Origin of the sequence: Bradyrhizobium monzae (genome assembly GCF_021458635.1) — a bacterium.
Classification (GTDB): Bacteria; Pseudomonadota; Alphaproteobacteria; order Rhizobiales; family Xanthobacteraceae; genus Bradyrhizobium.
Map to the genome: position 1 here is coordinate 643,081 of NZ_JAIRDQ010000001.1, position 24,595 is coordinate 667,675.

General features: G+C 65.3%; 22 protein-coding genes. 13 read left to right on the top strand and 9 right to left on the bottom strand.

Translation table 11 applies throughout. The features are described from left to right. Window positions 1-18: 18 nt before the first annotated feature. Together msrB and K3F49_RS03350 are read right to left on the bottom strand one after the other, a co-directional pair. Window positions 19-519 carry a peptide-methionine (R)-S-oxide reductase MsrB gene (msrB, locus tag K3F49_RS03345; protein WP_234679475.1) on the bottom strand — a complete coding sequence of 167 codons (501 nt, stop codon included), beginning with the start codon at window positions 517-519 and terminating at the stop codon, window positions 19-21. 101 nt (window positions 520-620) lie between these two features. Further along, the gene (locus K3F49_RS03350) at window positions 621-2,066 is read right to left on the bottom strand and encodes an NAD(P)/FAD-dependent oxidoreductase (protein ID WP_234679476.1); all 1,446 of its coding nucleotides are present in this window, start codon (window positions 2,064-2,066) and stop codon (window positions 621-623) included. Between the two features lie 110 nt (window positions 2,067-2,176). Between K3F49_RS03350 and K3F49_RS03355 the strand changes: the two genes are divergently transcribed. The 3 genes from K3F49_RS03355 (at window position 2,177) to K3F49_RS03365 (ending at window position 3,737) form a co-directional block, all read left to right on the top strand. Then, a complete protein-coding gene (locus tag K3F49_RS03355) occupies window positions 2,177-2,713 on the top strand; it encodes a SixA phosphatase family protein (protein WP_234679477.1) in 537 nt (178 codons plus the stop codon). 56 nt (window positions 2,714-2,769) lie between these two features. Beyond that, window positions 2,770-3,195: a universal stress protein gene (locus K3F49_RS03360; RefSeq protein ID WP_234679478.1), complete on the top strand. Its 426-nt coding sequence runs from the start codon at window positions 2,770-2,772 to the stop codon at window positions 3,193-3,195. Window positions 3,196-3,275: 80 nt separating this feature from the next. After that, on the top strand, window positions 3,276-3,737 hold the full coding sequence (locus tag K3F49_RS03365) for a hypothetical protein (RefSeq protein WP_234679479.1): 462 nt from the start codon (window positions 3,276-3,278) through the stop codon (window positions 3,735-3,737). A 130-nt stretch (window positions 3,738-3,867) separates the two neighbouring features. Here the strand turns inward: K3F49_RS03365 and K3F49_RS03370 are convergent, their stop codons facing one another. Beyond that, window positions 3,868-4,104, bottom strand: coding sequence for a DUF1127 domain-containing protein (locus K3F49_RS03370; protein ID WP_234679480.1), 237 nt, complete (start codon window positions 4,102-4,104; stop codon window positions 3,868-3,870). A 186-nt stretch (window positions 4,105-4,290) separates the two neighbouring features. Here K3F49_RS03370 and K3F49_RS03375 point away from each other — a divergent pair, with 186 nt between their 5' ends. Next, window positions 4,291-5,634, top strand: a complete 1,344-nt coding sequence (locus tag K3F49_RS03375) for an aminotransferase-like domain-containing protein (RefSeq protein WP_234679481.1) — start codon at window positions 4,291-4,293, stop codon at window positions 5,632-5,634. A gap of 11 nt (window positions 5,635-5,645) precedes the next feature. On the opposite strand, the gene K3F49_RS03380 is transcribed toward K3F49_RS03375, so the two are convergent. Both K3F49_RS03380 and K3F49_RS03385 read right to left on the bottom strand, forming a co-directional pair. After that, complete coding sequence (locus K3F49_RS03380) at window positions 5,646-6,245, bottom strand: YdcF family protein (protein WP_234679482.1); 600 nt, start codon at window positions 6,243-6,245, stop codon at window positions 5,646-5,648. A 166-nt stretch (window positions 6,246-6,411) separates the two neighbouring features. Next, window positions 6,412-6,999, bottom strand: a complete 588-nt coding sequence (locus K3F49_RS03385; RefSeq protein WP_234679483.1) for a hypothetical protein — start codon at window positions 6,997-6,999, stop codon at window positions 6,412-6,414. A 60-nt stretch (window positions 7,000-7,059) separates the two neighbouring features. On the opposite strand from K3F49_RS03385, the gene K3F49_RS03390 reads away from it, so the two are divergent. Further along, window positions 7,060-7,494, top strand: a complete 435-nt coding sequence (locus K3F49_RS03390) for a hypothetical protein (protein ID WP_234679484.1) — start codon at window positions 7,060-7,062, stop codon at window positions 7,492-7,494. A gap of 6 nt (window positions 7,495-7,500) precedes the next feature. Here K3F49_RS03390 and K3F49_RS03395 read toward each other — a convergent pair whose 3' ends face one another. From K3F49_RS03395 to K3F49_RS03405, 3 genes are all read right to left on the bottom strand, one after another. Then, window positions 7,501-9,900 (bottom strand): bifunctional diguanylate cyclase/phosphodiesterase, encoded by a 2,400-nt coding sequence (locus K3F49_RS03395; RefSeq protein ID WP_234679485.1) that lies wholly within the window; start codon window positions 9,898-9,900, stop codon window positions 7,501-7,503. Between the two features lie 105 nt (window positions 9,901-10,005). After that, window positions 10,006-11,421 (bottom strand): MFS transporter, encoded by a 1,416-nt coding sequence (locus K3F49_RS03400; RefSeq protein ID WP_234679486.1) that lies wholly within the window; start codon window positions 11,419-11,421, stop codon window positions 10,006-10,008. A 139-nt stretch (window positions 11,422-11,560) separates the two neighbouring features. Next, window positions 11,561-12,067 (bottom strand): YciE/YciF ferroxidase family protein, encoded by a 507-nt coding sequence (locus K3F49_RS03405; protein WP_234679487.1) that lies wholly within the window; start codon window positions 12,065-12,067, stop codon window positions 11,561-11,563. A 425-nt stretch (window positions 12,068-12,492) separates the two neighbouring features. Here K3F49_RS03405 and K3F49_RS03410 point away from each other — a divergent pair, with 425 nt between their 5' ends. The 8 genes from K3F49_RS03410 (at window position 12,493) to garD (ending at window position 23,841) form a co-directional block, all read left to right on the top strand. Further along, complete coding sequence (locus tag K3F49_RS03410; protein ID WP_234679488.1) at window positions 12,493-13,575, top strand: lysylphosphatidylglycerol synthase transmembrane domain-containing protein; 1,083 nt, start codon at window positions 12,493-12,495, stop codon at window positions 13,573-13,575. A gap of 110 nt (window positions 13,576-13,685) precedes the next feature. Further along, entirely contained in the window at window positions 13,686-15,638 is a 1,953-nt protein-coding gene (locus K3F49_RS03415; protein WP_234679489.1) for an SGNH/GDSL hydrolase family protein, read from the top strand. A gap of 239 nt (window positions 15,639-15,877) precedes the next feature. After that, the gene (locus K3F49_RS03420) at window positions 15,878-17,218 is read left to right on the top strand and encodes an MFS transporter (protein WP_234679490.1); all 1,341 of its coding nucleotides are present in this window, start codon (window positions 15,878-15,880) and stop codon (window positions 17,216-17,218) included. Window positions 17,219-17,345: 127 nt separating this feature from the next. Then, complete coding sequence (locus tag K3F49_RS03425) at window positions 17,346-18,251, top strand: LysR substrate-binding domain-containing protein (protein WP_234679491.1); 906 nt, start codon at window positions 17,346-17,348, stop codon at window positions 18,249-18,251. A gap of 127 nt (window positions 18,252-18,378) precedes the next feature. Next, window positions 18,379-19,323, top strand: coding sequence for a 5-dehydro-4-deoxyglucarate dehydratase (gene kdgD / locus K3F49_RS03430; RefSeq protein ID WP_234679492.1), 945 nt, complete (start codon window positions 18,379-18,381; stop codon window positions 19,321-19,323). A gap of 26 nt (window positions 19,324-19,349) precedes the next feature. Then, window positions 19,350-20,708 (top strand): glucarate dehydratase, encoded by a 1,359-nt coding sequence (gudD, locus tag K3F49_RS03435; protein ID WP_234679493.1) that lies wholly within the window; start codon window positions 19,350-19,352, stop codon window positions 20,706-20,708. Between the two features lie 18 nt (window positions 20,709-20,726). Further along, on the top strand, window positions 20,727-22,175 hold the full coding sequence (locus K3F49_RS03440; protein ID WP_234679494.1) for an aldehyde dehydrogenase family protein: 1,449 nt from the start codon (window positions 20,727-20,729) through the stop codon (window positions 22,173-22,175). 124 nt (window positions 22,176-22,299) lie between these two features. After that, entirely contained in the window at window positions 22,300-23,841 is a 1,542-nt protein-coding gene (garD, locus tag K3F49_RS03445; protein ID WP_234679495.1) for a galactarate dehydratase, read from the top strand. Window positions 23,842-23,853: 12 nt separating this feature from the next. Here garD and K3F49_RS03450 read toward each other — a convergent pair whose 3' ends face one another. Beyond that, a complete protein-coding gene (locus tag K3F49_RS03450; RefSeq protein ID WP_234679496.1) occupies window positions 23,854-24,594 on the bottom strand; it encodes a hypothetical protein in 741 nt (246 codons plus the stop codon). Between the last annotated feature and the right edge of the window lies 1 nt (window position 24,595).

Here is a 24,595-nt window from a genome sequence, read left to right on the forward strand (position 1 = left end):
GCGTCAAACTAAAGAACCTCAGGTAGCCGAGGCCGACGCCGGGTGGAAGACCAGCCCGAAACCGTCGATGCAATAGCGCAATCCGGTCGGCTTCGGACCGTCGTCGAAGACGTGGCCGAGATGACCGCCGCAGCGCCGGCAGTGCACCTCGGTGCGCACCATGCCGAAGGTGCGGTCCTCGGTCTTGCCGACATTGCCCTCGATCGGCTGGTAGAAGCTCGGCCATCCCGTGCCGCTCTCGAACTTGGTCTCCGAAGCGAACACCGGCAGGTCGCAGCCGGCGCAGGCGAAGACGCCTTTGCGATGCTCCTTCAGCAACGGGCTGGTGCCCGGCCGTTCGGTCCCCTCCTTGCGCAGGATCTCATATTGCTGCGGCGTGAGCTGGGCGCGCCATTCTGCGTCGGTCTTCTCGATCTCGAACTTCTCGGCCGCCTGGGCAGGCGTTGCTCTCAGCCAGCGGTAGGCCGAAAGGCCAAACAGGCCGGCGACGGTCGTCAACAGGATGCGGCGGTCAAACATGTCTTTCTCCGTGCGCAGGAAGTCCACGCCCTGAGATACGGGTTCTAACGGCGGACGTTACACGTCCAGGCGGGAATTTTCTCAACTTATTGCGAGACGCCCTACTCCTGGGCGGCGGGTTCCGCCTCCTCTGTCGCAGGCGGCTGCGGCGCCGGAGCCACCCGCGGCCGAACCCCGGGCGGCGGACGGCGCGGACCGGTGCCGGCGGCCCGGTTGGCCTCGGCCAGCCGCGCTTCCCGTTCCCCGTCCTTCACCCGTGCCCGCTCGCGGTAGCGGGCCAGCGAGCCCGCGGCGGCGGAACTCGCCCTGCCCCAGATGCCGACCAATTGGCCCGCGACCCGCCCGGTGGGGCCGCCGGCCCAAACCAGCTCGAACGGCGAGAACAGCCTCCAGCGCTCGTCGCCCCACAGGATGCTGCGCGCGATCAGCTGCCCGGCCATGGCGGAGGTATTCATGCCCTGGCGGCCGAACCCGCTCGCCACCCACAGGCCTTTGCGCAGTTGGCCGATCTGCGGCATGCCATGCACGGTCTGGCCGGTGGCACCGCCGAACGTCTCGGTGATCTCGACATTGCCGAGCTGCGGGAAGATCGTGCGGATCCGACGCCCGACGCGACCTGCAAAGCGCTGCGGCCGCGCCGCCCACGTGGTCTCGGGGCTCTCCCACATCAGGCGATCACCATCGACGATGCGGAAATGATCGACGCCATCGGAATCCATCACCGATCCCTTGAAGCCGATGACCTCGTGCACCCGCCCGCCAAGCGGCGCGGTGATACCGGCGTAGCGCCAGACCGGCAGCAGCGTCTCCGACAGCCGCCGCAAGGGCGCGCCGAGATGGATGTTGCCGGCGAGCACGATGTGCGTCGCACGCAGCCGCGCCGACGGCGTGACGATACGCTTGCGAATGCCGGAATGGTCGATGCTGACGACCGGCGTATCCTCGAAGATGCGGGCACCGGCCCGCCGCGCCAGCGCGGCCAGGCCATGCACATATTTGCGACCATCGACCTGGAACGCCTTGGGATAGTAGACGCCGTGGAAGTAACGATCGGTCTTGAGCGCCTCGCGGACGCGATCGACCTGCCAGCCCTCGGCCTCGGTGTCGAAATCCTCGTTCAGCATCTGAAGCCGGCTGATCAGGCGGTCGCCGGCATCGACATTGGAGACCTCCAGCACGCCGTCGGTAAGGCCGATGCCCGGCATGTTCTCTTCGGTGGCGTTGGCCCGGACGAACTCGGCGCCCTCCTTCGAGAGCGTCCACAATTCGCTGGCGTCCTCGAAGCCGATGCGCTCGATCAGCTCGGTGAGCGGCAGCGCGAAGCCCGGCGTCACGGCGCCAAGCTGGTTGCCCGAGGCGTTCCAGCCGATATGACGGCCCTCGAGCACCGCGACGCTGGCCCCGAGCCGGGCCGCCTCCAGCGCAATGGAGAGGCCGGCAAGCCCCGCTCCGATCACGCAAATGTCGGCGTCGAGATCGAACGACAGCCGCGCACGTTCACGAAAGCCGGCTTCTTCCTGGGACACGCTTGTGAAAGTCTCGCTCATGTCGTTTTGTCAACGGAGCAATCTTCTTAAAGGACCAATCGGGCGCTTGTCACCTTGTCCTCAACCGGCGCCTGTAGATTATTCTGGACGTGGAACGATTCGAGAATGCCATGCGCCGTTTGATGCTGCTGCGTCACGCCAAGACCGAGACTGACGCGCCGAGCGGCCGCGACCAGGACCGCCGGCTCGACGACCGGGGCCAGCGGGATGCTGCCGAGATGGGCGACTGGATCGTCGCCCATCCGCCCGCGCCCGAACTGGTGCTGGTGTCGCACGCTGCCCGCGCCCGGCAGACCTGGGACATTGCCTGGCAGGCGATGAAGGACCGCGCCGCGGCGCCGCAGGTCGAGGTCCTGCCGGAACTCTACGGCGCCGATCCCGCGCAGATCCTCGAAACCATTCGCACTGCAACCGTCGCGACCAATCCCAGGCAATTGCTGCTGGTCGGGCACAATCCGGGCATGCACGAGGCCGGCCTGATGCTGATGGGCAGCGGCGATCCGGCCGGTGCCAAGGCGCTTGCCGACAATCTTCCGACCGCGGGGCTTGCGATCCTCGACTTTGACGTCAAGGATTGGGGGCACGTGGCCTACCGCCGCGGCAAACTGGTGCTGTTCGTCAGCCCCAAGTTGCTTCGACTGCGATGAGACGCGCGGGCGCTGTCTCGACCGGTTGATCCAGCTTGGTCATTAGGGAGGCGCAGATGTTCAAGTCCATTCTCGTGCCCATCGACCTCGCCGACACCGATCTGGCGAAGCCTGCGATCGCAACCGCGACGACGCTGTCCCAGAACTGGAGCGGGTCAGTCCGGCTGCTCAACGTTCTGCCGATGACGCCGGTGATGCTGGCCGAATACGTCCCGGCCGACTTCGACGAACAGCAGCGCCAGACCTCGGAAGAGGCGCTCGCCATCGTCGCGCGCGAATCCGGGATCGAGGCCTCCCACATCTCCAGCGTCGTGCGCCAGGGCGGCATCTATCACGAGATCCTGGAGGAAGCCGCGCACATGAAGGCCGATCTGATCGTGATGACCTCGCACCGGCCTGCGATGCGCACCTATTTTCTCGGCTCGAACGCCGGGCATGTGGTGCGCTATGCGAAGTGCTCGGTGCTGGTGGTGAGGCACTGAGCTCTCGCCACGAACTCCGTCATTGCGAGGAGCTCATGCGACGAAGCAGTATGGTCAAACACTCACCTCGGAGCAATGTCGTGAAGCAATGGTGGCGGAGATGGACCTACGAGGTCCCGCTCGCAATCGGCGATGCGCTGTGGGAGGTGCTGGTCGTGCAATTCGCCGCGCTGCTGGACAGGCTGACGGTGCGGAAGGTCATCGCCTTCATCCCCATCGTCATCCTCATCGGCGCCTACTATCACAGCATCCCGATTCCGCCCGAGCTGATGCTGATCGGCGACTTCCTCGCCTATATCGACATCTTCTCGGTGCTGTTCCTGGTCGGCGTCCTGAGCCGCATCACGACGATTTTGTTCGTCGTCAAGCAAGCAGCGGCGCGCATCGCATCGCTCGCCGGCAGCGTCGTCGCGCACTTGCAGCGTCTCGATGTCCGGCATCGGCGCCAGCGCGGCGCTCCGACGCGGCCGCGCCGCAAGCCCGACCAGTCCGAGGACGATCGCGCTTATGGCGGCATGTGGGGCCAGGTCGCGTTGGCTTGATCGCGATCCGGACTCTGATCTCGTGCCCCGGACGCAGCGCAGACCTACTTCAGCGGTGCGCTGCAGAGCCGGGGCCCATGCATCAGCATATCCTGTGGCTTCAGCGCGTCCGGGACACAGGCGATGGCGCTCACAGATACCGCGTCAGCTCGGCTTTGAACTGCCCGTAGACGGCGTCCTCGATCTGGCTGCGGCTGATCCCGATGTCGCGCAAAGCGCGCTCGTCGAGCTCGTTGAGCGTCTTGACGGCGGAGCGGCGCTCCAGGCGGTCGAACAGGGCATAGGCGGCGTTGACGAGCGTGGCAAAAAATCCGCTCGACGAGGATGGGCGTAAACTCCGCCCGGCAGTTTGCGAGATCGTGGTCATGTTTCTTCTCCGGCCGATTGTCCCGCGCGGCGAAGCAGATGCCGTTGGCGCAAACGCTGCGAGCGTCTGCACCTCATTTGCCATCGGAATGCTCTCGCTATCCTCGGCTCAATCGCGGGCCTTGATGGAACTTAAATGCTCCAGTACATTTCTCGGAGCAAGAAAAACATTGCTCTCGGTGCAATAATGTCCAAGTTCGAGTACGTGAAGCTTGCGGATGCCATTGCCGCAGATATCTCTAAAGGCACGTTAAGACCCGGCGACAGGCTGCCGCCGCAGCGCAATTTTGCCTATGACCGTGGCATTGCGGTCTCGACCGCGAGCCGTGTTTATACGGAGCTGCTGCGCCGCGGGCTCGTGGTCGGCGAGGTCGGCCGTGGCACCTTCATCTCGGGCGACATCAGACGCGAGGTCGAGACCATCACCGAGCCGCGCGATGCGCGCATCGATTTCGAGGTCAACTATCCGCTGCTGCCGCAGCAATGGGCGATGATCGCCAAGAGCCTCGCCGGACTCGAGCGCGTCGATGCGCTGGAAGCCGTCCTGCGCTCGTCGACCAGCACCGGCACCAAGAGCGCACGCAACGCGGCCGCCGCCTATCTCGCGCGGAAAGACTTCACGCCGCAGGCCGAGCAGATCCTGTTCACCGCCAACGGCAAGCAATCGCTCGCGGCCGCGCTCGCGGCGCTGGTGCCGACCGGCGGCCGTTGCGGCGTCGAGGCGCTCACCTATCCCTACGTCAAGAGCATCGCCGCGCGGCTCGGCATCACGCTGGTGCCGATCCCGATGGACGAATATGGCGCGCGGCCGGACGCGATCCAGAAGGCGCATCGCGAAGCGCATCTGTCGGCGCTGTATCTGCAGCCCATCATCCAGAATCCGCTCGGCGTCACCATGAACGCGACGCGGCGCGCCGACATCATGCGCGTCGCCGAGAAGCTCGACCTCACCATCATCGAGGATGCCGTCTACGGCTTCCTCGCCGACGATACGCCGCTGGCGGCGCTCGGGCCGGAGCGCTGCATCGTGCTCGACAGCCTGTCAAAGAAAGTCGCACCGGGTCTTGCGCTCGGCATCCTCGTCGCGCCCCCACATTTGCGCGAGAGCGTGATGAGCGCGGTCCGCACCGGTGGCTGGATCGCCTCGGGCCATGCGCTCGCGTCCGGTCAGCGATTGATGGCCGACGGCACCGTCGCCGAGCTGACACGGCTCAAACGGATCGACGCCGCACGCCGCCAGCAAACCGCGGCACGACTGCTCGCCGGTTACCAGATCGCCGCGGATGCGCGCTCCTATCATCTCTGGCTGACGCTGCCGCCGCACTGGCGCTCGCAGACATTCGTTGCTGCGGCGGCCCGGCGCGGCATCGCGCTGACGCCGTCCTCGACATTCGCGGTCGCGCACGGCCATGCCCCGAACGCGGTGCGGCTGGCGCTCGCCCCACCCTCGTTCGAGCAGCTCGATTCCGGCCTGCGCACGATCGTCTCGCTGCTCGGCACCAAGGAAGAGGATTTCGACTCGACGGAGTAGCCCCTCGCCGGTCAGTGCTCCGGCCATTCCGCGATGAAACCCCTCGCCCTGTACGGCGCGATCTTGTCCCATTCGTGCAGCACGCGGCGACGGAATTCGGCGTCGGTATGCCAAAGCATGCGCGGCGTCGCAAAACTGTCGACGGTGAGCAGCAGCTTCGTCACCTCGGGCCAGTGCCGGTGCAATGTCATCGGATAACGCCGCGCGGTCCAGGTGTTGCCGAGGCAGATCACGCTGCGGATATTGTGCAGTCCCAGCGCCGCATCGATGACCGGCAGCGACAACATCACGTTCTCGCCGGTGTTCATCGCCGAATGCTCCTCGAGGATCCGGTCCGCCGGAATGCCCGCCTCGACCATCGCCGCCTTGATGATCGTGCATTCGGATTGCTCCGAGCCGGGCGTCACGCCGCCGCTGACAATCGACCAGCGGAAAAAGCCCTCACGCCAGAGCCGCGCGGCGGTCTCCGCGCGGAGCGCAACGTCCTCACGGGTGCCGAACAGAAACAGCAAGTCGGCCGGCCGAAGCGGCGTATCGATCAGATGGGTGCGATTGATCTCGGCGATCTCGTCCGCCGTCGGCAGGCGCGCGCTGCGATCCGTGATTGTCATCGTGGCACGATGCGGGACCGGCGCGCAGCGGCGAAGTCAATTTTGATTGCGGCCGATTGCAACCACTAAAGCGCGATGAGATTAGGATGAATCGTCACCGCGCTTTAGGTTGTTGTTTGAGCATGATCTTTTCGGAAAACCGCTGCGCACTTTTCCGGATCATGCTTCAGGGCAGCAAGCCGGCCGGCAGCCGATCGAAACTGTAGCTGCGCGGCTGGTTGCGCCGGACGAAGCCGCCGACCTGCCAGGCGAACAGTGCGGCGAAACCGAGGATGAACAGGACGCCGGCGAACTCGCCGATCATCAGCGCGCGGATCAACAACCCGGCCATCGCCACGGCCAGCACCGCGAGGAACGCCAGCACCGCCGCATAGGTCTTGCGACCAAGGCCGGCGGTCAGCTCGGCGCGGCTACCGGCCTTCGCCATGCGCGCGTGCAGCTCGCGGAGAAAATCGCGAAAGCCTCTGTCCTGCGGCGCCATCAACGCAGCAGTCTGCCAGCTCGTCGACAGGATCGCGATGCGACCGCCACTGGCACGGCTGACATCGGCGCGAAAGCGATGCTGCTGCATCGAGACCGGGCGGAACGACAGCCGGATCGCACTGATCTCGTCGTAGCGCCAGACGCCCGAGCGGCCGGCGATGTGCCAGGACAATCCCTCATCGGTCAGCTCGAAGCGATGCGCCGAGCCGATCAGCGACGCCTTGTAGGCATAGCTCGTGACCGACCGGCCCTGCCCGTCCGAAACCTGCATCTGTCAATCCCGTTCGCGATCGGCTTGCGCGATCGCCCTCCCCCATCCTACAAGCGAGGCATGGCTGAGACGATCTATTTTCCGCGCCACCTGATTCTCGGGGCCGCCATGATCTCGGGCGTGCTGCTCGCGCTCGCGGTGCACATGCTTGGCGCGCGCTACGGGCTCGACCTCGGCGGCCTCTGGCGCTCGGACACGCATGAGTTCATGCCGACGGGCGCGGCGGTCGCCTGGTGGCTGATTGCGACCGTCGGATTCTCCGGCGGTTATTTCACGGCGACGTTGATGCAAAGCGCCGTCTCCGGCCAGATCCCGCAACGGATGCGCCAATTCCTGATCGCGGTCGGCGTGCTCCTGCTCGCTGGCGCCGGACAAGCGGCCTCGGCGCCGAGCCCGATCCCGACCATTTCCGGCGTGCTCGCCGGCCTCGCGGCGCTGTGCCTCGGCGCCGTGATGGCGTTTTGCGGCGCGCATTTCGCGCTGCGCCGCGGCTAAGCGTTTTCAGGCCGAGGCAAGCAGCCGCGGGCGTTCCAGCATCATCGCGACCTCGGAAGCGGGCCGCGGCATGCTGAACAGATAGCCCTGCGCCTGGGTGCAGCCTTCGCGCCTGAGCAGCTCGAGCTGCGCGTCGTTTTCGACGCCCTCCGCCGTGGTGATGATGCCGAGGCTGCGGCCGAGGCCGGTGACGGCGCGGATGATCGCCACCGAATCTTCGCGCGTGGCGAGCTCGGACACGAACGAACGGTCGATCTTGATCTTGTCGAAGGGGAAGCTGCGCAAGTAGCTCAGCGAGGAATAGCCGGTGCCGAAATCGTCGAGCGAGATGCGCACGCCCATGGCGCGCAACTCGTGCAGCGTGGTCAGCGTCGCCTCGCTGTTCTGAAGCAACACGGATTCGGTGATCTCGAGCTCGAGGCGACGCGCCGCGAGCCCGGATTTCTCCAGCGCCTCGGTCACGGATGCAATCAGGTTCGGATTCTTGAACTGCACCGGCGACAAATTGACGGCCACGCCAATGTTGTCGGGCCAGGTCGCGGCATCCGCGCAGGCTCTGTGCAACACGAGCTCACCGAGCTGGATGATGAGGCCGGTCTCCTCAGCTAGCGGAATGAAGTTGATGGGCGAGATCAGGCCGCGCTGCGGATGGTTCCAGCGCAGCAGCGCCTCGAAGGCAACCACGCGATCGCTCGCGACGTCGCGGATGGGCTGGTAGTACGGCTGGAATTCGTCGCGCTGGAGCGCCGCCCGCATATCCATTTCCAGCAGGCGCCGGGCCTGCGCCCGCGCATCCATGCCGGTCTCGAAGAAGCGGTAGGTGCCGCGGCCGTCGGCCTTGGCGCGGTACAGCGCGAGGTCGGCGTTCTTCAGCAGCTCGTCGGGATTGCTGCCGTCCTGCGGCGACAGGGAGATGCCGATCGAGACGCCGATCACGATCTGATGGTCGTCGATCTCGTAAGGCGCGGAGATCACCTCGACGAGGCGGCCGGCGAGCGCTCGCGCGGCAGCCTCTTCCGAGCGGCCGATCTGGACCACGGCAAACTCGTCGCCGCCGAGGCGGGCCACGGTGTCGTGCTCGCCGACGGTGGCCTTCAGCCTGCGGCCGACTTCTTTCAGAAGGGCATCGCCAATGGGATGGCCGAGGGAGTCGTTGATGTCCTTGAAATGGTCGAGGTCGAGGCAGAGCACCGCGAGTTGGTCGTTCGCACCCGCCCGGCGCAGCCCCTGTTCGAGCTGCTCGTGGAACAGTACGCGGTTCGGCAGATTGGTCAGTGCGTCATGGCGCGCCATGTGCGAGATCTTGGCCTGCGCCTCCAGCCATTCGGTGATGTCCTCGAAGGTGGCGACCCAGCCGCCGCCATGCATCGGCTGATTGACGACGCGGATCGAGCGGTCGAACCGGGTCACGACCTGGCTGGTCGTGCGGCCCTCGCGCGCGTCGGCGACGAGGCGCGCGAAGAATTCGCTTGCATCGCCTTGCCACTGGCCCCTGGCCTGCTCTTCCCGCAGCACGTCGACGAGCAGTCGGCCGGTGAGCGGAATGTCGGTGCGGCCGAGCATCGCGGCGTAGCGCTCGTTGAACAGTTGGATCTTGCCGTCCGCATCGAACATGCACAGCCCCTGAGACATGTTCTCGAGCGCGGTATCCAGCACGACCTGCTGCCGTCCCAGTTCGCCCTTGGCGCGGCGGTCGAGCAGCGCCGCAACCAGCGCGATCGCGATGATTGCGACCGCGGCACTGGCGGTGAGGAAGGACATCGAGGCCGGCGGAATCGACAGCCCGCTGATCGCGAGCATCGGGTCCGGCGTCAGCAGCACCGCGCCCATCGCGGTGAAATGATGCGCGACGATGGCGAGCGTCAGCAGGCCGGTCGCAGCCAGCGCATGGGAGCGGTCGTCGCGTCGCGCCGCGACGAGCAGCGCGAGCGCCGCAAAGACAATACCGAACAGGACAGAGGCGATGACCGTGCCTTCGACCCAGCTCACGCGCGCGGGAATCTCCAGCGCCGCCATGCCGGTGTAATGCATCGCCGCCACGCCGCCGCCGACGATGGCACCGCCGAGGACGACCCACAACGTCCGCAAGGACGATACCGCGATGCTCAGTCCGACAAAGGTGACCGAGATCGCGAAGATCAACGACAGGATCGTCACCGGAATGTTGTAGGCACCACCGTTGCCCGGCCCGTAGGCCAGCATCGCGATGAAGTGTGTCGCCCAGATGCCGCAGCCGCTGACGACGGCATCCAGCGAGATCCAGACCAGTCGCCCGGGTCCTTGCGTCGCACGCGCCCGGTGAAACAGGCTGATTACCGCCGCGCTAGCGAGCAGACACACCGCCCCACCGAGTGCGACCAGACGCCAATCATGCTGATCCGTGAGACAAAACAGAACTTGATACATTGCCGGCCCCTATTCCATCAGGCACTAAAACCGGCAGAAATGGACAGTCGGTAACCGGCTATGCGCCGATTGCCGGAATGGTGAACAGGGAATGCGTGCGGTTACTCATATTGTTCGCCCGCCCGCCTTTGCACCGAGGCCGATCAGGCCGGCGGCCAGCAGCAGCACGGCCGCCGATATGATGAGCGACTGGTGAAGGCCAGTCATGAACGCGCTGTCGGACGCCACCAGCGCCCCGAACAGCGCAACGCCAAGGACGCTGCCGGTCTGCCGCGTCGCGTTGAGCACACCCGCAGCGATACCGGAGCGCGCCTTCTCGACGCTCCCGAGCAAGGTCGAGGTGAGAGGCGGCACCAGGAGCCCAAGTCCACCGCTGATCGCGATCATCTGCGCAAAGATCGCCCAATAGCTCGTCCCCACCTCGATCCCGACCAGACCAAGACAGCCAAGCGCCGAGATGCAGGCGCCGACGACGATGGTCGGGCACGCGCCGATACGCTCGGCAATGCGCGGCGCCAGCAGATTGACCGGCAACACCGCGCCCATCATCGGTACGAAGGCGAGCCCCGTCCACCAGGCTGACAGGCCGTTGATCCGCTGGAAGTAGAGGCTGAGCACGAAGATCAGGCCATAGATCGCGATGTTGACGAGGAGGCCGACGACCGTGGTCAGGGTAAACAGCCGGTGACTGAACAAAGACAGCGGAAGCATCGGCTGCGCCGTGCGGCTCTCGCGCCAGACGAACAGCGCGGCCAGGACCGCGGCCGCCGCGAAGGCCGAAAGCACGAGCGGATGCTGCCAGCCAAGCCCGCCGCCCTCGATGATCGCGCCCGCGAGGGCTCCGAGCGCGCCGATCGCCGCGAGCTGGCCGGGCAGATCGATCTCGCGCGAGCGCGCCCGCGTGGTCTCGGTCGCATAGCGCCGGCTCAGCCACAGACCGGCGAGGCCGATCGGCAGATTGACGAGGAAGATCGCACGCCAGCCGACCAGCGTGATCAGCGCACCGCCGACGAAGGGACCGGCGGTCAGCGCCAGGCTGGCGCCCGCGGCCCAGACCGCGACGGCACGGCCGCGCGCGCGGTCGTCCGTATAGGCATGATTGAGCAGCGCCAGCGAATTCGGCACCAGGATCGCCGCTGCCAGCCCCTGGACCAGCCGCGCGCCGATCAGCACGATGGCGTTGGGAGACAGCGCGCACGCCAGCGAGGCTGCGGTAAAGATTGCGAACCCTGCTATGAAGATGCGCTTGGCACCGATCCGGTCGCCGAGTGCGCCGGCCGTCAGGATGAAGGCGGCAAAGGCGATGGTGTAGGCGCTCACCACCCATTGCAGCTCGGCAACGCCGCCGCCGAGCGTTTTTCCCATGGCGTCGAGCGCGGTATTGACGATGGTGACGTCGAGCTGCACCACGCCATAGCCGAGGCTCATCGCTGCCAGCGTGAGCGAGGTCGCAAGGCGCGATGCGGTGCGCGGGGCGCCATTGGCGCCGACAGTTTCATATTTGATGGTGTTGGCTCGCATGCTGCCACCTCGATTGCAGCCCCATGCGACATATACGCTCCAGACCCTCCATCATGCTTCGACAATGACCGAAGGATGAGTGTCGCTGATAACGAAACGCCGCGCGTCGACCGCGCGGCGTTTCGCTTTTTGGCCTGCGCTAGCTCGCAGCGCGCAGATTGATCTTGCTCTCGGCAAGCGAGGTCAGCTTCTTGTCGGTCGCCTTTTCTTCCTCGAGAGTCTTGGCTAGCACGGCGGCACAGTCGCTGCGGCCGAGCTGCTTGGCCCAGGCGATCAGGCTGCCGTAGCGTACGATCTCGTAATGTTCCGCCGCCTGCGCCGCGTTGATCAGAGCAGCGTCAAGCACCGCCTTGTCCGCGACTTCGCCCGCGGTCTCGTCGGCCTCCTCGATGATGCCGTCGATCGCCGGGCAGTCGACCGCCTTCACCTGGGCACCGTGCATCTTGAACACTTCCTCGAGCCGCGTGACGTGCTGCTTGGTTTCCTCGAGGTGCGTCAAAAAGCCCTGCTTCAGCTGCGGGTCGGTCGCCTTATCCGCCATTTTCGGCAGCGCCTTGGTGAGCTGCTGCTCGGCGTAATAGACGTCCTGTAGCTGATGCACGAACAGGTCGTTCATGGTCTTGATGTCTTTTGTGAACAGTCCCATCGTTCCGATCCTCGAGGTTTCGGGAACACGACGGCACCGGCTCGTACGAAAGCCGCTTGTTTCGCCGTGTTCGATTGCTGATGGGGCGCTAACCTGCCCACGGCGCCGTCGTTCCAAACAAAGCCCGCAGCGTTTGCTCGGGAACAACGCTTACGGGCGCAGGATCTGAAATCATCTGAACGGAGGGACGCACGATAAAGGCCCGGGTCTCGACTCGTATGCTTAACGCGCGCGCCATGTGAACCACTTATGACAAAACAGCCGGTCCGGTGCAGAACCTGTCGTTGTCAAGGGCTGCACAAGTCGCTGTTTTTGCCTTAAATGAGCTACATCATGCCTAGCGATCGACGCCCATTTCGGGCAGTGATCGCAACCGACCGGCCAATGTCTGGCCTGGTTGGTCTTGCCCCCCGCCGGGAGGATGAATGCACGGATTGCTGCCCGCGCTGAAACGCGGTTTCAAGAGATGGATCGGCTGGCGACGGCTCGGTGTTGCCGCGAGCGTGATGATCATCGCCTTCGCGGTTACCTCGCTGCTGCGGACCCTCAAGGGTATCGATACCGGCGTCATCCTGACCGCATTGACCGATATTCCCCGCGGGCATATCGGCTTGGCCGCGATCTGCGTGTGCCTCGCGTTCTGTACGCTGACCTTCTACGACTTTTTTGCACTGCGAACGATCGGCAAAAAGCACGTGCCTTATCGCATCGCAGCGCTGTCGAGCTTCACGTCCTATTCGATCGGACACAACATCGGCGCCACCGTGTTCACGGGCGGTGCGATCCGTTTCCGAATTTACTCGGACTACGGGCTGAATGCGATCGATGTCGCCAAGATCTGTTTCCTCTCCGGCCTGACCTTCTGGCTCGGTAACATCTTCGTGCTCTCGATCGGCATGTCCATCCATCCGGATGCGGCCTCGTACATGGATCAGCTGCCGTCGTCGATCAACCGGCTGATCGCGTTCGGCGGGCTTGCCTCAATCGGCGCCTATCTTGTCTGGCTCTGCATGGGCGAGAAGCGCCGCGAGCTCGGCCAGAAGGGCTGGAAGGTCGTGCTGCCGTCGGCGCCGCTGACGCTGGTGCAGATCCTGATCGGGGTGGTCGATCTCGGCTTCTGCGCGCTGGCGATGTACCTGCTGATGCCCGCCAATCCGCCGATCGACTTCCTGTCGCTCGCCGTAGTGTTCATCCTGGCAACGCTGCTGGGCTTCGCCAGCCATGCCCCGGGCTCGCTCGGCGTGTTCGACGCCGCCATGCTGGTGGCGCTGCCCGAATTCGGACGCGAGCAGCTGGTGGCGACCCTGCTGGTCTTCCGCATCCTCTATTTCGTGATCCCGTTCGGCCTCGCCATCTCCATCATGGGCACCCGCGAGCTCTGGATGAACGTGGTTCGGCCTTGGCAGGAGCGGCGGCGGCTGGCGGAAGCCTGCGCGCAGGCCAACCTGCCCAAGGAGGTGACGCCGATGGAGCGCGAGCGGCTGGTGCGCCAGGCCAGCAAGCGATAAGGCCAGCAAGCGGTCACGCCGGCAGCCGCAAAGGCGGCAGACAAAGGTTGCGGGGCGGAGAGCTATGCCCTCTTATTTCCGCCTCAACTTTGCCGTTGAAGACGCGGGCCATGATCCCTGTTTCCCTTTGCCGTTCTCTCTCGGGCGCCCTGCTGCTGGCCGGGCTCCTTGCCGTTTTGCCGCTTCAGCGCGCCGTCGCGCAGGATGCCGGCGCCATGCAGATCAATTGGGAGGTCCGCAACCGCTTCCGCCTGTTCCGCGAGGAACGCGACTTCCTGCTGCATGTCGAGAATGCGCGTAACCGCAGCATCCTCGCCGCCGAGCAGTCGCTGGAGCTGCAGAGCGAGGGTCGCGGCTGGGCCCGCAACATGGTCAACCGGCTCTGCATCGATCTCCAGGGCCGGGTCAACCAGCCCTGCACGCGCGACAACGTCAAAGAGAACTACATCACGCCGATCGACCACCCCATCACCGTGCGCCTGACCGGCGCGGTGCCGGTAGGCGCCACCTGCGCCTGGTCGTTCGACGACGGCGACGGACCGCAGAGCTCGACATTCGACTGCGCCGAGCCGGTCAATCTGCGGGTCCGCTACGGCAAGCAGACGGTCGCGAGTGTCGACGTCTCCTCCGGCTCCGATCCGAGCCAGCGCATCCAGACTGAGATCCAGGTCCGAGACATCTTCATCGCCGGCCTTGGCGACAGCATCGCCTCCGGCGAAGGCAATCCGGACCGGCCGCTGGCGCTGTCGGACGAAGGCTTTTGCTTCCGCTCCTATCTCGGCACCGCCGGCGGACAGTATTACCGACCGAGCCGCGCTGGCTTCAAGGGCGGTCGCGCCTGCGAGGCACCGGATACGCTCGCCAACTGGCAGCGCTACAGCGCGCTCTGGTTCAACTCGCCCTGCCACCGCTCGCTCTACAGCTACCAGGCCCGCACGGCGCTCGCGCTCGCAGTACGCTACAGCCATATCGCCGTCACCTATCTGCCGCTCGCCTGCACCGGCGCCAGCATCAGCGACGGGCTGCTCGGCTCGCAGCGCGCCCGCGAATGTCCGCCCGGCAAGAGCGGCGTCTGCAACACCAGCGTGAATGCCCAGGTCGCAGAGTTGCGCGAGGCGCTTGCCGCGGCCAAGAAACGCCAGCCGGATCGCAATCTCGATCTCGTGCTGCTCTCGATCGGCGCCAACGACGTCTACTTCTCCGGCCTCGTCGCCGACGTCATCGTCGAAACCGCAACCGAACGTGCACTGTTCCGCCGTTCCGGCGTGATGGCGAGCGTCGACGATTCCCGCGATGCGCTCCAGCGCGAACTGCCGCAGAACTTCGTCAAGCTGCGCGAGGCGCTGAAGCCGCTGGTCGGCGGCGATCTCTCGCACGTGGTCTATGTCTCCTACGCCAACCCGGCGCTGGCCGACGGCGGCGTACCCTGTCGTGGCGGCCGCGCCGGCTTCGACATCCATCCCGCCTTCAATGCCGATCCTCAGCGCCTCGCCCGCGTCTCGACCTTCGTCGACACCGAGTTCCTGCCGCAGTTGAAGGGACTTGCCACGTGCACCCACGGCGCGCTGTGCCGCGATCCCGAAAGTGACAGCATGACCTTCGTCGACACGCATCAGGCGGCGTTCGCCGATCACGGTTTTTGCGCTCATTCCGGCAATGATCCCGAATTCGATCGCACCTGCTTCGCCGAGAACGGCCAGAGCTTCAATCCGGATATCGTCAGTGCGGCCAGCCAGCCGATGCTGTGCGGCCGCGGCGCCTCGGAATACCGTGCCTACCTGCCGCGCGCGCGCTGGATCCGCGATGCCAATGACAGTTATTTTGCGGCGATGACCTATCCGCAAGGGTTGCCGGCGGCGAGTCAGCCAAACGACATCCACGACGCGACCTGGGGCGTGCTTTCAGCCGTCTATGGCGGCGCCGTGCATCCGAGCGCCGAAGGCCACGCGGCTATGGCGGACGCCACACTGCCGGCCGCAAGCGCGGTGCTCGGCCTGGATGCCGCGCCGCCAGGCGTCACGCGCGGACTGTTGGCTCCGTTGCTGCCAGGCGCCCAGCGGTAGTACACGCTGCCACCACGTCATTGCGAACGCAGCTAAGCAATCCAGGGTCCCATCGCGGAAAGATTCTGGATTGCTTGGCTGCACTCGCAAAGAAGAGTTTGCGGTCACGTTCCCGCGACTTGCCGTTCCATCAATTCAAAAACGGCATCAATCGATACTCCCTTGAACTTGGACACTTTCCCGCGTGCGCCTCTAGGAGTCGCATTGAGGAAACAATTCGAGTTCTAAGGAGGCGCCCGATGAGCGCAGTGGTGTCCGCAACAGACGTGAGGAGGTCTCGCGTCAGGCTGTTCATCGTGACCATGCTGTTCCTGGTCACCACCGTGAATTACGCCGACCGCGCCACGCTCTCGATCGCGGGCGCCGCGCTCTCCAAGGAGCTTCATCTCGATCCCGTCGCCATGGGCTGGATCTTCTCGGCCTTCGGCTGGTCCTATGTCGTAGCCCAGGTGCCGGGCGGCTGGCTGCTCGACCGCTATGGCTCGCGCCTCGTCTACGCCTTCAGCATCATCGTCTGGTCGCTGTTCACGATGATGCAGGGCTGGGTCGGCTTCTTCAGCGCCGGCGCCGCCGTCACTGTGCTGTTCGCGCTTCGCCTTCTGGTCGGCGTCGCGGAAGCGCCGTCCTTCCCAGCCAATGCACGCATCGTCGCCGCCTGGTTTCCCGGCAATGAGCGCGGCACCGCATCGGCCTTCTTCAATTCCGGCCAGTACTTCGCCACCGTGATCTTCGCACCCCTGATGGGCTGGATCGCCCATGATTACGGCTGGCGCTACGTGTTCTTCGTGATGGGCGGGCTCGGCGTCATCATGGGCCTCGCCTGGATCAAGACCGTCTATGGGCCGAAGGAGCATCCCGGCATCAACGAGGCCGAGTTCGACTACATCCAAGAGGGTGGCGCACTGGTCGATCTCGATGCGCCCAAGGACGAGCGCGCGCCGGACTCCGGTCCGAAATGGGACCATATCCGCCAGTTGCTCTCCAACCGCATGATGCTCGGCGTCTATCTCGGCCAGTACTGCATCAACACGCTGACCTATTTCTTCCTGACCTGGTTCCCGGTGTACCTGGTCAAGGAGCGCGGCCTCTCGATCCTGCAGGCCGGCTTCGTCGCGACGCTGCCCGCGCTGTGCGGCTTCATCGGCGGCGTGCTCGGCGGCGTCATCTCCGACGCCATTCTGCGCAAGACCGGATCGCTGACCATGGCGCGCAAGATCCCGATCGTCGGAGGCATGCTGCTGTCGATGTCGATCATCGCCTGCAACTACGTCGACGGCCAGGCGCTGGTGGTCGGCTTCATGGCGCTCGCCTTCTTCGGCAAGGGCATCGGCGCGCTCGGCTGGGCGGTCGTCTCCGACACTTCCCCCAAGGAGGCCGGCGGCGTCTCCGGAGGCCTGTTCAACTCCTTCGGCAACCTCTCCTCGATCACCACGCCGATCGTGATCGGCTACATCGTGGCCGCGACCGGCTCCTTCAATGGTGCCTTGGTGTTCGTCGGCATCAATGCGCTGGTGGCCGCGGTCGCCTACCTCGTCGTGGTCGGCAAGATCGAGCGGGTGGTGCTCAAACGTTCCTCCTGAGCGCTCCGAGTGATCGGAGCGGGACAGGCAACTCAACGGCGGCCCTCAAAAGCCGCCGTCTTTGTTTTGGGGATGATCGATGCTAGAAGTGCCGGGGAAACGCCTTATTCATCTAAGGCATGTATCGATGTTCGACCTCAACCAGCTCCGCTGTTTCGTCACGGTGGCCGAAGAACTGCACTTCGGCCGTGCCGCGGCGCGGCTCAACATGACCCAGCCGCCGCTGTCCCGGCAGATCCAGGTGCTGGAGCACATCATCGACGCGCCGCTGCTGGAGCGCACCAGCCGCTCGGTGCGCCTGACGCCGGCCGGGCGCAGCTTCCTGCCCGAGGCCAGACGCATCCTGAAGCTCGCAGAAAGCGCCTCGCAGGTCGCCCGCCGTATCGCGCTCGGCAAGACCGGCTCGCTGAAGATCGGCTTTACGGCAGCTGCCGCCTACGGCTTCCTGCCCGAGCTGGTCGCGGCCTGCCGCGCCAAGCTGCCGGAGGTCGATTTCTCGCTGAAGGAGATGGTCTCGGGCGACCAGTTCGAGGCGCTGACCTCGGGCCAGATCGATGCCGGCCTGCTGCGGCCGCCGATCGCGCGGCCTGAGCTGGCCAGCCGCCGCGTCGTCGCCGAGCCCCTGCTCGCCGCGATCCCGAAGAAGCATCCGCTGGCGAATGCGGAAAATATCACCATCAAAGACTTCGACAACCAGCCCTTCGTGATGTATTCGCCCTATGAGAGCCGCTACTTCCACGATCTGCTGGTGGCGCTGTTCACTCGCGCCGATATCCTGCCGCGCTATGTCCAGCATCTCAGCCAGATCCACTCGATCCTCGCGATGGTGCGCGCTGGCCTTGGCCTCGCCATCGTGCCGGCCGCAGCTGCCGGCCTGAAAATCTCCGACGTCCGCCTGCGTCCTCTGAAACTGCGCACACGCGTTCCCGTCGAGCTGTTCATGGTCTGGCGCCGCGACAACGAAGATCCGCTGCTGGCGGCGCTGGTCAAAATCGCAGGTGAATTGTCCTCAGCCGAGCTGGTGGAAGATTGATGCTCAATCCGCATCGGTCGATATAGGCTTTGGCTTGGACGCGCATCGAACGGTTGCCTAAACAACCGCGCATGGACGCGCGGCCTTGTTGCGTCCTCCACAACACGAGAAACAGGGAGCAGCGCCCATGAGCAAGATGACCCCGCAGGAAATGGCCCAGAAGATCGGATCTGGCCTCCTGTCCTTCCCCGTCACGCCGTTCAAGGCGGACTATTCCTTCGACGAGACGACCTACCGCGCCAACATGGATTGGCTGTGCGGTTATGATGTCGCAGGTCTGTTCGCCGCCGGCGGCACCGGCGAGTTCTTCTCGCTGACCCCGACCGAAGTTCCGCAGGTGGTCAAGGTTGCCGTCGAGGAGACCAAGGGCCGCGTGCCCGTGCTCGCCGGCACCGGCTATGGCACCGCCACCGCCCGCGAGATCGCGATCGGCGCCGAGAAGGCCGGCGCTGACGGCCTGCTGCTGCTGCCGCCCTATCTCACCCATTCCGAGCAGGAAGGCCTTGCCGCCCACGTCGAAGCCGTCTGCGCTGCCGTGAAGATCGGCGTCATCGTCTATAACCGCGACAACGCCATCCTCCAGCCCGACACGGTCGCCCGCCTCGCCGAGCGCTGCCCGAACCTCGTCGGCTACAAGGACGGCATCGGCGATATCGAGCTGATGACCCGCGTCTACACCAAGCTTGGTGATCGCTTGACTTATGTCGGCGGCCTGCCGACCGCCGAGACGTTTGCGCTGCCCTATCTCGACATGGGCGTGACGACCTACTCGTCGGCTGTGTTCAACTTCGTGCCGGAATTCGCCACCAATTTCTACGCCGCGGTGCGCAAGCGCGACCATGCGACCATCCACGCCGGCCTGAAGGATTTCATCCTGCCGTTGATCGCGATCCGCAACCGCAAGAAGGGCTATGCGGTCTCGATCATCAAGGCCGGCATGAAGGTGATCGGCCGCGATTCCGGCCCGGTCCGCCCGCCGCTGACCGATCTCACCGAGCAGGAGATTGCGGAACTGACCGCGCTGGTGAAGAATCTGCCCGCCGCAGGATCGACACAACAGGCGGCAGAATAAAGCAAGACAACAGGGAGGAGCGTGCGATGGCCCAGACTGACATCTCCGGCGCGTCAGTCGCCGGCGCACCGGTCGTCACAACGATGCAGGTGATCCCGGTCGCGGGCCGCGACAGCATGCTCCTCAATCTGAGCGGCGCGCACGCGCCGTTCTTCACCCGCAACATCGTCATCCTCACCGACAATGCCGGTCACACCGGCGTCGGCGAGGTGCCGGGCGGACAAAAGATCTGGCAGACGCTCCAGGATGCCCGCGATCTCGTGATCGGCAAGACCGTCGGCGCGATGAACAACATCCTCGCAGATGTTCGCACGGCCTTCGCCGACCGCGACGCCGGTGGCCGCGGCAAGCAGACGTTTGACCTTCGCGTCATGATCCACGCGGTCACCGCGATCGAATCCGCGCTGCTCGACTTGCTCGGCCAGCACCTCAATCTTCCCGTCGCGGCGCTGCTCGGCGAAGGCCAGCAGCGCAAGAGCGTCGAGACACTCGGCTACCTCTTCTTCGTTGGCGACCGGCGCAAATCCAAGCTCGACTACGTCAAGGGCGAGACCGGCAAGCCCGACTGGTTCAACCTGCGCCATCAGGAGGCGATGACGCCTGACACCGTCGTGCGGCTGGCGGAAGCGACGCAGGACCATTACGGCTTCGCCGACTTCAAGCTCAAGGGCGGCGTGCTCCGCGGCGAGCAGGAGATCGAGGCCGTCACGGCCATCGCGAAACGCTTTCCCGATGCGCGCGTCACGCTCGACCCAAACGGCGCCTGGTCGCTCGACGAGGCCATCAGCCTGTGCAAGGACATGCACGGCATCCTCGCTTATGCCGAAGACCCATGCGGCGCCGAAGCCGGCTTTTCCGGCCGCGAGATCATGGCCGAGTTCCGCCGCGCCACGGGCTTGCCGACCGCAACCAATATGATTGCGACCGATTGGCGCCAGCTTAGCCACGCGCTGCGCCTGGGCGCGGTGGACATTCCGCTGGCCGATCCCCATTTCTGGACCATGCAAGGCTCGGTGCGCGTCGCCCAGACTTGCCGTGACAACGGCCTGACCTGGGGCTCGCACTCCAACAACCATTTTGACATTTCGCTCGCCATGTTCACCCATGTCGGCGCCGCGGCTCCCGGCAAGGTCACCGCGATCGACACGCACTGGATCTGGCAGGATGGCCAGGCGCTCACCAAGGAGCCGCTCCAGATCAAGGTCGGCAAGATCGCGGTCCCGGATCGTCCGGGCCTCGGCATCGAGATTGACCGTGCGGCCATCGAGGCCGCACATGAACTCTACAAACAGCATGGACTCGGCGCCCGCGATGACGCTACTGCCATGCAGGACCTGATCCCCGGCTGGACCTTCGACGACAAGCGTCCCTGCCTCGTGCGCTAAGAAACTCTGGAGGACTCTATGACTGCGATCCTGAAAAACTTCATCGGCGGCGACTGGGTCGATGGCTCCGGCGTCACCAAGAACATCAACCCCTCCAACACCAACGATCTCGTCGGCGAATACGCCAAGGCCGACAAGGCGCAGACCGAGAAGGCGATTGCCGCCGCAAAGGCCGCCTTCCCCGCCTGGGCGCAGTCGACGCCGCAGGTGCGCTACGATGCGCTGAACAAGATTTCTCTTGAAATCATCGCCCGCAAGGAAGAGCTCGGCCGCCTACTCGCCCGCGAGGAAGGCAAGACGCTGCCCGAGGGCATCGGCGAGGTCGCCCGCGCAGGCCAGATCTTTGCGTTTTTCGCCGGCGAAGCGCTGCGCCTGATCGGCGAGAAGGGCGCCTCCGTCCGTCCCGGCCTCGACGTCGAGCTCACCCGCGAGCCGGTCGGCGTCATCGGCATGATCACGCCCTGGAACTTCCCGATCGCGATCCCGGCCTGGAAGATCGCGCCCGCGCTTTGCTACGGCAACACCGTCGTGTTCAAGCCGGCCGAGCTGGTGCCGGGCTCCGGACATGCGTTGTCCGAGATCATCGCCCGTTCCGGCATTCCGGCTGGCGTGTTCAACCTCGTGGTCGGCTCCGGCTCCGTGGTCGGCCAGACGCTGCTTGAGCACCCCGACGTTGCCGCGATCTCCTTCACCGGTTCGGTGCAGACCGGCCGCAAGATCGCGCAGGCCTGCGTGCTCTCGAATCCGATGAAGAAGTTCCAACTCGAGATGGGCGGCAAGAATCCGCTGGTCGTTCTCGACGACGCCGACCTCAAGACCGCCGTCGAGGTCGCCGTCAACGGTGCCTATTTCTCGACCGGCCAGCGCTGCACGGCGTCTTCCCGCCTGATCGTCACCGAGGGCATCCACGACCGCTTCGTCGCGGCGGTGGCCGAGCGCCTGAACGGCCTGTCGGTCGACGACGCACTCAAGGCCGGCGTCCATATCGGCCCGGTAGTCGATCAGAGCCAGCTCGACCAGGATCTGCGCTACATCAAGATCGGCCAGGACGAAGGCGCCAAGCTCGCCTTCGGCGGCGAGCTGCTCAAGCGCGAGACGCCCGGCCACTATCTCCAGCCGGCGCTGTTCACCGAGGCCAACAACAACATGCGCATCGCGCGCGAGGAGATCTTCGGGCCGGTCGCGGCCGTCATCCGCGCCAAGAACTACGAGGAAGCGCTGGCGATCTCCAACGACACCGAGTTCGGTCTCGCTTCGGGCATCTGCACCACCAGCCTGAAATACGCCTCGCACTACAAGCGCAACAGCGAGTCCGGCATGGTGATGGTCAATCTGCCGACCGCCGGCGTCGACTATCACGTGCCATTCGGCGGCCGGAAGGGCTCGAGCTACGGCGCCCGCGAGCAGGGCTCCTATGCGCGCGAGTTCTATACGACGGTGAAGACGGCCTATACCTTCCCCGGCTAACCACGGGGAAGATATCGTAGGGTGGGCAAAGCGAAGCGTGCCCACCGCTTACGTTCGGTATGAAGCATGGTGGGCACGGCGCGTAGCGCCTTTGCCCACCCTACGGCTTCGGAGGCAAGCGCAGATGGACCAGGACGTCGCAGCGAAAGAGCAGCCCCGTTACATCAAGCTCAACGAACGCGACAATGTCGCGATCGTGGTCAATGATTTCGGGCTTCCCGCCGGCTCCCGCTTTGCCTGCGGACTGACGCTGCGCGCCTTCGTGCCGCAAGGACACAAGACGGCGCTGGTCGACATCGCACATGAGCAGCCGATCATCCGCTACGGCGAGGTGATCGGCTACGCGCTGGCGCCGATCCTGGCTGGTGAGTGGGTGGATGAGGCGCGCATCCGGATGCCGGAGGCCCCTGCCCTCGACAAGCTCGAAATCTCCACCGCCGTGCCTGCGCCGCTGCCGCCGCTCGAAGGTTTTACCTTCGAAGGCTTTCGTAATCCCGACGGCTCGGTCGGCACCAAGAACATTCTCGGCATCTCCTCCTCCGTGCAATGCGTCAAGGGCACGATGGAATACGCGGTCAAGCGCATCCGCGCCGAGCTCTTGCCGAAATACCCGAACGTCGACGATGTCGTGCCGCTGACGCATGCCTATGGCTGCGGCGTGGCGATCACCGCGCCGGATGCCGTGGTGCCGATCCGCACGCTGCAAAACCTCGCGCTCAACCCGAATTTCGGCGGCGAGATCCTTGTCATCAGCCTCGGCTGCGAGAAGCTTGCGCCCGAGCGGCTGGTGCCCGAAGGCATCAGCAACGCCATCGTGCGGATGCAGGACGAAGCCTTCGACGGCTTTGGCGCGATCGTCGACGCGATCATGACCCAGGCCGAGGCCCGCCTGAAAATCCTCAACAAGCGCACCCGCGAGACCTGCCCGGCTGCCGATCTCGTGATCGGTCTGCAATGCGGCGGCAGCGACGCCTTCTCCGGCGTCACCGCCAATCCCGCCCTCGGCTTCGCCGCCGACCTTCTGGTGCGCGCCGGCGCCACCGTGATGTTCTCCGAAGTCACCGAGGTGCGCGACGCCATCCAGCTCCTCACCCGCCGCGCCATCAACGAGGACGTCGGCCGCGCGCTGGTGCGCGAGATGGCCTGGTACGATTCCTATCTGGCCCGCGGCGGTGCCGATCGCAGCGCCAACACCACCCCCGGCAACAAGAAGGGCGGCCTCGCCAATATCGTCGAGAAGTCGCTTGGCTCGATCGTCAAGTCCGGCTCGAGCGCCATCACCGGCGTGCTCTCGCCCGGCCAGAAGGCGACGCAGAAGGGCATGCTGTTCGCGGCGACGCCGGCGTCCGACTTCATCTGCGGCACACTCCAGCTTGCCTCCGGCATGACCTTGCAGGTGTTCACCACCGGCCGCGGCACGCCTTACGGCCTCGCGGCCGCCCCCGTGATCAAGGTCGCGACCCGCACCGAGCTGGCGCGCCGCTGGAAAGACCTGATCGATTTCGACGCAGGCGGCATTGCCACCGGCGAGAAGACCATCGAGGAAACCGGCTGGGACCTGTTCCGCCTGATCCTCGACGTCGCCTCCGGCCGTACCAAGCCGTGGTCGGATCGCTGGGGTATCCACAACGACCTCACGCTGTTCAATCCGGCGCCGGTGACCTGAGGCCGAGCGGCTTCACTGACTGTCGATCAGGTGCATGTCGCCCAGCGTGACCGGCAGGCTTCGCGTGATGAGATCGGTGATCGCCGCACGCAGCCGTTCGCTCGACGCCGGACCTTCGAACGTCTCATCGACCGCCCCGCTCGGCCCGGCCAGCCGCAGGGTCCCGGTATTGTCGAGCGGCGCGGCGGCCCGCTTCTCGATCACGTCAAACGACTTGCCTTCGATCAAGCGGACTTCGTAGAGCGCGTGGATCAGGCCGTAGTCTGCAAGCAGCGTGCGATATTGGGCGAGCCCGACACCCTCGACCATGCGGCCGTTGCCGAGCTTCGACTTCGCGCGGGTGATGACAACGTAAGCGTCCAGCCCCTGCGGGGCAACATCGCTGCGAACCAGTTCCTTGAACGGATCGCTGCGGAGCAGATTGACGGGCGCAACCGCCGAATCCCTGATCGCGGCGAACGCGCCGCGCCTGTAGGTCACCGGCTGGACGCGAAACCGTCCGCTCAAGAGCTTTGTCGCTTGCTGGACGATCATCTCGTCCAGCCCCCACGCACTGATCGATACGCTTTGTCCCGTGGCGCCCAGCGCCGTCAAGCCGGCTTGCGTCAGGCTCATCTCCTCGCCGATGGCCGAGACGATCCCGACGGTCTTGATCGCCTGCACCCGCGTCGCGCGTGTCTCGAACGCCGCGGCGGCACCGAGAGCAACGGATGCGACCGCGAGGCCGAGCCATAGAATGACAATGCGGCGCATG